The organism is Streptomyces sp. NRRL S-31, assembly GCF_000718775.1.
In the GTDB taxonomy this organism is placed as follows: domain Bacteria; phylum Actinomycetota; class Actinomycetes; order Streptomycetales; family Streptomycetaceae; genus Streptomyces.
In genome coordinates this window covers 1-10,369 of record NZ_JOCB01000156.1, presented here as the reverse complement: position 1 = coordinate 10,369, position 10,369 = coordinate 1, and the positions used below count along the sequence as shown (strand labels likewise).

Annotated in this window: 7 protein-coding genes; 5 read left to right on the top strand and 2 right to left on the bottom strand. The window is 72.3% G+C overall.

Annotated elements, in window-relative coordinates; genetic code table 11:
- The first annotated feature begins 168 nt into the window (after positions 1-168).
- The 3 genes from IF37_RS0136800 to IF37_RS46260 all read left to right on the top strand — a co-directional run bounded on the left by IF37_RS0136800 (position 169) and on the right by IF37_RS46260 (position 4,694).
- Entirely contained in the window at positions 169-1,803 is a 1,635-nt protein-coding gene (locus IF37_RS0136800; RefSeq protein WP_052845579.1) for a hypothetical protein, read from the top strand.
- Between the two features lie 151 nt (positions 1,804-1,954).
- Positions 1,955-3,967: an AAA family ATPase gene (locus IF37_RS0136795; protein WP_037858061.1), complete on the top strand. Its 2,013-nt coding sequence runs from the start codon at positions 1,955-1,957 to the stop codon at positions 3,965-3,967.
- Positions 3,942-4,694 carry an FHA domain-containing protein gene (locus IF37_RS46260; protein ID WP_253915954.1) on the top strand — a complete coding sequence of 251 codons (753 nt, stop codon included), beginning with the start codon at positions 3,942-3,944 and terminating at the stop codon, positions 4,692-4,694. Before IF37_RS0136795 ends, IF37_RS46260 begins: the two co-directional genes overlap by 26 nt.
- Positions 4,695-4,710: 16 nt before the next feature.
- Here the strand turns inward: IF37_RS46260 and IF37_RS0136785 are convergent, their stop codons facing one another.
- Entirely contained in the window at positions 4,711-5,394 is a 684-nt protein-coding gene (locus tag IF37_RS0136785; protein ID WP_030753470.1) for a hypothetical protein, read from the bottom strand.
- Positions 5,395-5,569: 175 nt separating this feature from the next.
- Positions 5,570-6,634, bottom strand: coding sequence for a biotin/lipoate A/B protein ligase family protein (locus IF37_RS0136780; protein ID WP_030753467.1), 1,065 nt, complete (start codon positions 6,632-6,634; stop codon positions 5,570-5,572).
- 291 nt (positions 6,635-6,925) lie between these two features.
- Here IF37_RS0136780 and IF37_RS0136775 point away from each other — a divergent pair, with 291 nt between their 5' ends.
- Both IF37_RS0136775 and IF37_RS0136770 read left to right on the top strand, forming a co-directional pair.
- Positions 6,926-8,566 carry a glycoside hydrolase 43 family protein gene (locus IF37_RS0136775; RefSeq protein WP_030753464.1) on the top strand — a complete coding sequence of 547 codons (1,641 nt, stop codon included), beginning with the start codon at positions 6,926-6,928 and terminating at the stop codon, positions 8,564-8,566.
- Positions 8,567-8,639: 73 nt separating this feature from the next.
- The gene (locus IF37_RS0136770) at positions 8,640-10,064 is read left to right on the top strand and encodes a non-reducing end alpha-L-arabinofuranosidase family hydrolase (protein WP_030753461.1); all 1,425 of its coding nucleotides are present in this window, start codon (positions 8,640-8,642) and stop codon (positions 10,062-10,064) included.
- Positions 10,065-10,369 lie beyond the last annotated feature (305 nt).

Here is a 10,369-nt window from a genome sequence, read left to right as displayed (position 1 = left end):
CGGGGCGCGGCCGGGTGCCGGGCACCGGAGCCGGACCGCCCGGTGGACGGGGCGCGAGCCGCGCGCGTGGCGGGCCGCACGCCGACGGCCGGTCCCGGTGCCCGCCCCCCGGCACGGCGACACCGGCGCCGACGCCCAGGCGAAGACCGACACGACAGGAGAAAAGGCATGAGTACGGGTTTCGCCATCCCCAGCATCCAGACGGTGGCACCCGCCGTGCACTTCCCGCCGCCCCCACCGCCCCTCGACCCGCAGGCGCTGCCGCACACCGGCATGCTGCACCTGCACGACACGGCCGGACAGGCCGCCACCCACCTCGCCGACGCGGCCGGACACGCCGCCCACCAGGCCGCGGACGCCGCGCTCCAGGTGCTCGGCTCGCTCAGCGGTGTCCTGCTCGCAGGCCGGGCCGCCGTGGTCGGCACCCGGCTGCTGGCCGCCGCGGCGGTGCGCGCCGCGGAGGAACAGCGCTGCCTGGAGCGGCAGCAGCAACTGGCGGCGACGGCCGCGGAGCAGTGGCAGGCCGCCGCGTACGCCGCCGTCCGGGTCAACGCCCGCCGGTGCGCGCTGCTGGCGCGGGTGGCGCGCGCCACGGCCGGCGGCGGTCCGCCCGGCCCTCCGCCGCGCCCCGACGTGCCGCCGCCGCTGACCCCCGTCGGTGAACGTCTCGGCGAGCTGCGCCGGCAACTGGCCCGCGCCGAGGAAACCCTGACCCGCGCGGAGGAGCGCCAGGCCGAGTGGGAGCAGCGTCGGCTCACCGCGCGACTGCGGCTGGACGAGGACCGGGACGACGACTGGCAGCGCGCCCTGCACGAGAGCCGGCAGCGCGCACTGCACCGCTTCTCCGCCGAACGCGCAGCCGACGCCGAGGCCCGGCAACCGCCCCCGAAGCCCCCCGACTGGACTGCCCCCGGGACGCTCGACCCGGAGGAGGTCCGCCGGGCGGGGGCGGAGATCCTCGGCACCCTCGACCCGTACGCCGCCGCGGAGACGGCCGACCTGGCCGGGCAGGCCGTACGGCACGCCGTGGGCCGTGCCGCCGAGGACCCCCGCCGGGCACGCATCCACCTCACCGAGGCGCGCAAGTTCGTCCGGGACGCCAACCGGGAGGCGCAGGAGGTGCGCAGGGCGCAGGAACGCGCCGCGCTGCACTACGACTTCCTCGTGTACGAGACTCCCGAGGGCGCCGAGGACCTCGCCCCGGCACCGGACGCCGTGGCCCTGCTCCGGCGGACCCTGGACGAGGGCGTCGCGCTGACCCCGGCCGAACACGAACTGGTCGAGCGCCGGGTGGAGGAGCGGCTGCGCGACCTGGAGGCCCGCTACGTCCAGCAGCAGTGCGCCGGTGCCGTGGCGGAGCTGGCCAGGAAGTTCGGCGGCCGGGCCGGGGCGGGCCGGCCGGAGGGGCAGCAGATCCGGCTCGACTGGACGCCGGAGGGCTGGGACCCGGGCCACTGGCTCAGGGCGAACCTGGTCGACGGCCGTCTCCGCGTGGCGACCATGTACCGGGGCGGGCCGGGGCAGCGGACCCCCGAACAGCGCGCCCTGGACGACGAGCGCTGCGCCGAGACCCGGGAGCAGCTCGGCCGGCTGGAGGAGATCACCGCGGCGCTGGGCCTGGACGTGCAGTTCACGGTCGAACGCACCGAGGGGGCGCTGCCGGGCGTCCTGGGGGAGGACGCCTGGGTGCTCGACGACCTGATCGACGAGGCCGGCTCGACGGCCGGCCCGCTCCAGTCCCAGGAGGTACCGCCCCGGCAGGCCCCCCGGCACCGGACCGTCGACGGCGACGGACGCCGTTGACCCCGGCGGCCGTCACCGACCACGGTGGGCGCCCTCGCACACGGCGGGCCCCACCGAGCCCGGGCGCCGCCGACCACGGCCGGCGTCCTGAGACCACCGCCGCACCCAAGGCCGGCGCGCGGCCCGCGACAGCGCGCATCGGGGAGGAACGATGGACCTGTCCAAGGAAGACCGGCTGCCGCTCTTCGTGGAGGAGCTGATCGGCACGCTCGGCGTGCACGCGCAGTACGTCCTGCACGGCAACATCCGCGACCTGCACCTGGTGCACCGGCGCGGCCGGGACCGCTTCCATTCGCTGCTCGACGTGCTGTGGAACCCCCTGCGGGAGAAGGGTTACGAGGCGCTGGTCCTGTGCGACCAGGTGAGCGGCTTCCGCGTGGCCGATGTCGGCGACGGCAACGTCCGGGCGGCCGTGACCGAACTGCTCCAGGGGCAGGGCGACTTCCCCGGCCAGACGGCGGCACAGCGCCAGGCGGCACTGGAACAGGTGCGGAACATCACCAACGGCTGGGCGCGGCAGCGGGACGAGATGGTGCGCGACGGCCGCCGGCTGCGGCCCCTGCGGGTCGCCCTGGTGATCGACCACGCCTCCCGTCTCCTCACCGACCCGTCCCGGCTGACCCCCGACGAACGGGACTTCTTCCTCGCCTGCCTCAAACTCGCCCACGAAGCCGAGCCGTTGCCGCCCGCGCGGGGCACCGCCGTCGTCCCGGTGGGGCCTGGCCTGTTCAACCCGGTGATCTGGCTCGCCGAGGGAGAGCGGGACGTACCCGCGTGGCTGATCGCCGGCAGCGAGCGGATCCGAGCCGTCGCCGTGCCGGAGCCCGACGCCGACGAACGCACCACGACGGCCCGCCTCCTGCACGAGCGGTACGAGCGGTACGCCGGGCACGGCAGCCGTGACGGCTCCGCCGCGTCCGGCGGTGTGGACGCGGAGGAGACGGCGCGGGCCGTCGGCGCCTTCGCCCGCGCGGCCTCCGGCCTCAGTCTGCGGGCCATGGAGGAAAGCGTGAAGCTCGCCCGCTCCCGTGGTCTGCCGTTCGCCGCGATGCCCGACGCCGTACGGATCTACCGGCTGGGCGTGGAGAAGAACCCCTGGGGCCGGGACGAGATCCGGCAGCGCATCCTGCGCGGCGAGGACCCGCGCGACGAGCGGTCCATCCCGCGCCGGGTGCTGGGGCAGGAGGCGGCCGTGGCGATGACCCTGGACATCCTCAAGCGGGCCGCGCTGGGACTGTCCGGGGCCCAGGCCACCAGCCCCGGACACCGGCCGCGCGGTGTGCTGTTCTTCGCCGGTCCGACCGGGACCGGCAAGACGGAGCTGGCGAAGGCCGTGGCCTCCGTGCTCTTCGACAGCGACCAGGCATACCTCCGCTTCGACATGAGCGAGTTCTCGGCCGCGCACTCCGCCGACCGGCTCGTCGGCGCGCCCCCCGGCTACGTCGGTTACGAGGCGGGCGGTGAACTGACCTCCGCCGTGCGCGAGAACCCCTTCCGGGTCATCCTCTTCGACGAGATCGAGAAGGCGGACAAGGGCATCCTCGACAAGTTCCTGCAAGTGCTGGAGGACGGCAGGCTCACCGACGGACAGGGCGTGACCACCTACTTCAGCGAGTGCGTGCTCATCTTCACCTCCAACCTCGGTGTGCAGCGCACGGACCGGGAGACCGGGGAACGCGAGTGGATCGTCGCGCCCGGCACGCCGTACAAGGAGTTGGAGACCACCGTCCGGGACAACGTCAAGAAGCACTTCGAACAGGTCATCGGACGGCCGGAGTTGATGAACCGGATCGGCGGCAACGTCGTCGTCTTCGACTTCATCTCCGAGGAGGTCGCCAAGCGGATCTTCGACCTCCAGGTCCGCAACATCCAGCGGCAGCTGGCCCAGGGGCACCGGCTGGTGCTCCGGATCGAGGACGGGGCCCGGCGGGAACTGCTGGAACACTGCACCCGGGACAAGTGGAACGGTGGCCGGGGCATCGGCATGGTGCTGGAGACCCATCTGATCAACCCGCTCGCCCGGGAGCTGTTCGCCGCACCCGACCTCGGACCGGGCACCACGGTGGTGGTGACGGACGTACGGGAGGCCGAGAGCGGGCGGGTGGACATCGGGGTGGTCCTGAAGAAGGGAGACGCCGTTGACGGAGGTAAGCGACTGGGATGACGACGAGTGGGAGACCCCCGGCCGGCACCGTGACGGCCGGACCCACGGCGACGCCCCGGCTGCGGGTGAACCGGCACCCGGCGCCCCCTCGGCTCCGGATGACCGCGTACCCGGCGACCCCCCGGGCCCGGGCGAGCCGACGGCGGCCGACGCGCCGTACGCCGACGCGCCGTACGCCGACGCGCCGCACGCCGACGAATGGGAGACCGTCGGCGGCGCCACCACGGTCCGCGCCCCCACACCCCCGCCCCGGTCCTCCCCGAAGCCCGTCGGCCAACGGTGCCCGGCGTGCCGCGCGGTGGTCCCCCCGGGTACGGAGGTGTGCCCCGCCTGCCTCTCCCCGGTCGGCGCGGGCCGGCGTCCGCGGCGGCTCCCGGGCGGGGTGCTGCGGCTGGAGTTCCGTACCGGCGGCGGCCACCTCGACGTGCCCCGCGGCACGGAACTGCGGCTGGGGCGGAGTGGCAGCTGGGCCCCCGAGGCGGCGGGGCTCCTGGCCGGCGAGGAGACGGTATCCGCCCAGCACGCCACCGTCGAGCACACCGAGGACGGCACCGCCTGGGTGACCGAGGTCCCGCGGGGCGCCACCAACGGCACGAGGGTCAACGATCGCGTCCTGGTGCCGAACCAGGCCGTCCGGCTGAGCGACGGCGACCGGGTCGAACTCGGCCCCCACGTCGGCTTCGTGGTCCGCGGCATCGAGGACGGTCCGGACGCGGCGACCGGCTGAGCCCCGGCGGCCGGGCTCAGCCCCGGCCGCCGCCCAGCGCGGCGACCGCGGACTTCGCCGCCTTGATGGCCCCCTTGTTGATCTCGTCCGTCGCGGGGGCCTTCTTGTTCTCGAAGTCGCTGCCGCTGTAGGTGACGACGACCAGGGCGTTGGCGACGCGGGCCAGCACCACGCCCTCACGGGTCTGCTGCTTGTCCTCCGTGGTGAGGTTGACGACGGAGTACGCGCCGTCCCCGAGCCCGGGGACGGCCCCGCCGCCGCTCTTCTCCGCGACCCGCTGCTCGTACTCCTTCCGTACCTCCGCGTCCGACGCGCCGATCTCGAACGACACGTCGAGCCAGCGGTAGTCGTAGCCGTGGAGCGCGTTCCAGGAGCAGGTGCGGCGCAGCGTGGTGTCGGTCGAGGGGATCTCCTGACCGGCCGTCTTCGCCCCGGGCACCAGCGACTTGAGAGTGGCGGACGGCAGGCTGGCGCACGGGGCGGGTGCGGCGGAGTACGTCTTCGCCGCCGAGGCCGCCGAAGGGGCCGCGGCGGCGGAACCGGAGGAATCAGCGGAACCGGCGGACGTGTTCTGGGCCGTTCCGTGCCCGGCGGCGGGCGGGGCGGCCGGGCCCGAGGTCAGCGCCCAGCCGGCACAGGCGAGCACCGCGACCGGCGACAGACGCGCGGTGAGAGCGAGCGGCAGAGGAAGGGAACGCACGGCGCACTTCTCGTGGGGGGAGGGGTGGGGAAGGACCCCGCGACGGGGGCGGGGTACGACAGTGTCACATGACTGTCTGTGCGGCGGAAGTGCCAACGCCCCCCGTGCCCGCCCGGTCACGGCGGCACGCGCAACGACGTACGCCTCTGTCCCTTTATGCGCCCTCAACCGGCGGCTACGGCACTCTCGCCGTCCACTCCGCCGAGCTGAACTTGGCGCGCGCCAGCTCCTCGGCCCGGGCCAGTTCCTCGTCGGTCACCTTGCCCCGTGCCAGGCCGTAGCGCGCGTCGAAGGAGGCGATCATCCGGTCGATGACGGCCTCGCGCGGCAGCCCCGTCTGCCGCCGCAGCGGATCGACCCGCTTCTTCGCGCTCCGCGTCCCCTTGTCGGACAGCTTCTCCCGCCCGATCCGGAGCACCTCGACCATCTTGTCGGCGTCGATGTCGTACGACATCGTCACGTGGTGCAGCACGGCACCCGGGCCGCCGCCGGTGCCGACGATCCGCTTCTGCGCCGCGCCCGCGATCTTGCCCTGGTCCGTGGCGATGTCGTTCAGCGGCTGGTACCACGCCCGGATGCCCATGTCGCCGAGCGCGCCCAGCACCCAGTCGTCCAGGTAGGCGTAGCTGTCCTGGAAGGAGAGGCCCTGGACGAGGGACTCGGGCACCGACAGCGAGTAGGTGATCGTGTTGCCGGGCTCCACGAACATCGCGCCGCCGCCGGAGATCCGCCGCACCACCTCGATGCCGTGCCGGTCGGCCCCGGCCGAGTCCACCTCGTTGCGCAGCGACTGGAAGCTGCCGATGATCACCGCCGGGGCGCCCCACTCCCACACCCGCAGCGTCGGCGGCCGCCGGCCCGCGGCCACCTCGGCGGTCAGCACCTCGTCCAGCGCCATGTGCAGGGCGGGCGGCTGCGGCGGTTCGTGGATCAGCTGCCAGTCGTAGTCGGTCCAGTCCGTGGCGCGCGCCAGCGCCCGGCGCACCGCGATGCCGACGCCCTCCGAGGTCAGCCCGTACATCACCGTCCCGTCGGGCAGCGCCGCGTCGATCCGCTCGGCCAGCCCCGCCGCGTCGGTGCCCGCGTCGGCGCCCTCCAGCGCGCGGTTCACCGCCTCCAGCGCCTCGTCCGGCTCCAGGAAGAAGTCGCCCGCCACGCGCACGTGCCGCAGCACGCCGTCCTCGACGTCCACGTCCACGACGACGAGCTTGCCGCCGGGCACTTTGTATTCACCGTGCACTGCCTTGGCCTCCGTAATCCGCCGCATCCGATCAACGTCCGCCACGGCCCGGCTGTTCCCGGGGGCACGGGCACGGCCCGAGCCTTCGAATGTTTCGACACAAGTAGCTAATCATGCGAGACGTATTGACGTCGCTCGCTCGCTCTCTATCATCCAAGTTGCTCGATACTTCGACATAAGTTCGAAATATCGAACGATTGGAAACAGTGCCGCTCCACTCGCACCGTAGGGGCGCCTCCCGATGGCGCCCATCGCAAGGCCGAGCCGCAAGGAGCATGTCGCGTGACAGATATGTCATGGACTCATCAAAAGCATTCTCGCCGTCGTGCGCTGGCGGCCGCCGCCGGCCTCGCCGCCGGCGTGGTCCTCCCCTCGGCGGGCACCTCCCACGCCGCGGCCGCTCCCGCCCGGGGACCGGTCCGTGCCGCGGCCGGCGAGTACACGAACCCGGTGATCTGGCAGGACTTCGCGGACATCGACGTCATCCGCGTGCAAGACACCTACTACGCCTCGGCCTCGACCATGCACTACTCGCCGGGCGCGCCCGTACTGCGCTCGTACGACCTGGTGCACTGGGAGATCGCCGGCCACTCGGTGCCGGTCCTGGACTTCGGCGCCAAGTACGACCTGAACGGGGCCCGCGGCTATGTCAGGGGGATCTGGGCGTCCTCACTGGCCTACCGGCCGGGCAACAGGACCTTCTACTGGCTCGGCCAGATCGACTTCGCCCGGACGTACATCTACACCGCGCCGGCCGCGGAGGGGCCGTGGAACCGGCTGACGGCGATCAGCACCCCCTACTACGACGCCGGGCTGCTGGTCGACACCGACGACACCCTGTACGTGGCGTACGGCAACACCACGATCAGCGTGGCCCAGCTATCCCCCGACGGCCGCACCCAGGTCCGCACCCAGCAGGTGTTCACGGCGCCGTCGAGCGTCGGCACCCTTGAGGGCTCCCGCTTCTACAAGATCAACGGGCAGTACTACATCTTCCTGACCCGCCCGGCGAACGGGCAGTACATCCTGAAGTCGTCGGGCGGCCCCTTCGGCCCGTACACGATGCGGCAGGTGCTCCTCGACCTGCGCGGTCCGATCCCCGGCGGAGGCGTCCCGCACCAGGGCGGACTGGTGCAGACCCAGAACGGCGCCTGGTACTACCTGGCTTTCGTCGACGCCTACCCCGGCGGCCGGGTGCCCGCGCTGGCACCGGTCACCTGGACCTCGGACGGCTGGCCCGTCGTCCAGCTGGTGAACGGCGCGTGGGGCACCTCCTATCCCAGCCCGGCCGTGCCCCCGCCGTCCCGCCAGGTCACCCCGATGACCGGAGTCGACGTCTTCGACGGCACGACCCTCGCACCCCGGTGGGAGTGGAACCACAATCCCGACAACACCAAGTGGTCGGTCGGCAGCGGTCTGACCCTGCGCACCGCGACGGTCACCGACGACCTCTACTGGGCCCGCAACACCCTCACACACCGCATCCAGGGCCCCACCTCCACCGCCACGGTCCAACTCGACCACTCCGCGATGAGGGACGGCGACCGCGCCGGACTCGCGCTGCTGCGCGACTCCTCCGCGTGGATCGGTCTCAAGCGCGAGGGCGGAGTCACACGGGTGGCGATGGTCGGTGGGCTGACCATGGACGGCAGTTGGAACACCGCCGGCACCGGCTACGAACTCGCGAGCGCGGCCGTCCCGGGCAGCCGCGTCTGGCTGCGCGCGAGCGCGGACATCCGCCCCGGAGCGGCACGCCCGGGAAGTTTCTCCTACAGCACCGACGGCGTCACGTTCACCCGCCTCGGACCCGATTTCTCCATGGGCAACGACTGGAGGTTCTTCATGGGCTACCGGTTCGCCCTCTTCAACCACGCCACCCGGGCGCTCGGCGGCTCGGTCCGCATCACGCGGTTCGAGTTGTCCACGCCCTGAACCAGTGCCGTCCAGTCCGGACGACCTCCGACGAGGCCGACCGGAACCACTCACTCAAGGTGGGGAAGTCTCCATGCGTAGAGGAAGTTCCAGCCGCAGGCGTCTGTCCGCGGTATTCGGCGCCGTGGCAGCGGTCCTGGCCGCGCTGGCGGCGATGCTCGTCGCCGGTCCGGCCCAGGCGGCCACCAGCGGCGCCTTGCGGGGTGCCGGTTCGGGCCGGTGTCTCGATGTGCCGAACGCCGACCAGACCAACGGCACGTACCTACAGGTGTACGACTGCTGGGGCGGGACCAACCAGCAGTGGACGTCGACGGACGGCGAACAGCTGACCGTGTACGGCGACAAGTGCCTGGACGTGCCGGGCCACGCCACCACGGCCGGCACCCGGGTGCAGATCTGGAGCTGCTCCGGCGGCGCGAACCAGCGGTGGCGGGTGAACTCCGACGGCACGGTCGTCGGCGTGGAGTCCGGACTGTGCCTGGAGACCGCGGGCGCCGGTACGGCCAACGGCACGGCGGTGCAGATCGGTACGTGCGGCGGCGGCAACAACCAGAAGTGGACGGGCCTGACCGGGACGCCGCCGACGGACGGTTCCTGCTCCTTGCCGTCGACGTACCGGTGGACGTCGACGGGTGCCCTGGCGCAGCCGGCGAACGGGTGGGTCTCGCTGAAGGACTTCACCAACGTGACCTACAACGGCAAGCACCTGGTCTACGCGTCGAACGTGTCGGGATCGTCGTACGGCTCGATGATGTTCAGCCCCTTCACGAACTGGTCGGACATGGCATCGGCCGGCCAGACCGGGATGAACCAGGCAGCGGTGGCGCCCACGCTGTTCTACTTCGCTCCCAAGAACATCTGGGTGCTGGCGTACCAGTGGGGTGCGTCGCCCTTCGTTTACCGCACGTCGAGCGACCCCACCAACCCCAATGGCTGGTCCTCGCCGCAGTCGCTGTTCACCGGGAGCATCTCCGGCTCCGGCACCGGCCCGATCGACCAGACCCTGATCGCCGACGGCCAGAACATGTACCTGTTCTTCGCCGGTGACAACGGCAAGATCTACCGGGCGAGCATGCCCATCGGGAACTTCCCCGGGAACTTCGGCTCGTCGTACACGACGGTCATGAGCGACTCGACGAACAACCTGTTCGAGGCCGTGCAGGTCTACAAGGTCCAGGGCCAGAACCAGTACCTCATGATCGTCGAGGCGATGGGCGCGAACGGACGCTACTTCCGCTCGTTCACCGCCTCCAGCCTCAGCGGTTCGTGGACCGTGCAGGCCGGCAGCGAAGGCAGCCCCTTCGCGGGCAAGGCCAACAGCGGAGCCACCTGGACCAACGACATCAGCCACGGTGACCTGGTCCGCGACAACCCCGATCAGACCATGACCGTCGACCCCTGCAACCTGCGGCTCCTCTACCAGGGCAAGTCGCCCACCGCGACCGGCCCCTACGACCAACTGCCGTGGCGGCCGGGCCTCCTCACCCTCCAGCGCTGACCCTCCCGAGTCCTCCGGCGAACCCCGGCCGTGCATCGGCCGGGGTTCCTCGCGCGCGTGGACCGTCATCGTGGACGGCGGCTCCGGCCGCTTCGACCTGTTGCTCGACTCCGGCGGCTGACCGGGGCAGCACGGCTGGTGGCGCTGTCGGCTCTCCAACAGCCGCTGCGCTCGGTCTGCTCGCGCGCCGCTGCGGCCGGCTCCTGAGAGGTCGTTTTCGCCCGATGTTTTATCCCGGAAGCGGCCGTTTAGCGTGTGATGTCGGGTCGCGCCAGGAGATGGTGCTCTCGCTGGTTAGGCGGCGA

What these genes read in the sequence shown, in the direction of transcription:
- IF37_RS0136800 (WP_052845579.1), top strand. Translation starts at nt 169, where the DNA reads ATGAGTACGGGTTTCGCCATCCCCAGCATCCAGACGGTGGCACCCGCC.
- IF37_RS0136795 (WP_037858061.1), top strand. Translation starts at nt 1,955, where the DNA reads ATGGACCTGTCCAAGGAAGACCGGCTGCCGCTCTTCGTGGAGGAGCTG.
- IF37_RS0136775 (WP_030753464.1), top strand. Translation starts at nt 6,926, where the DNA reads ATGTCATGGACTCATCAAAAGCATTCTCGCCGTCGTGCGCTGGCGGCC.
- IF37_RS0136770 (WP_030753461.1), top strand. Translation starts at nt 8,640, where the DNA reads ATGCGTAGAGGAAGTTCCAGCCGCAGGCGTCTGTCCGCGGTATTCGGC.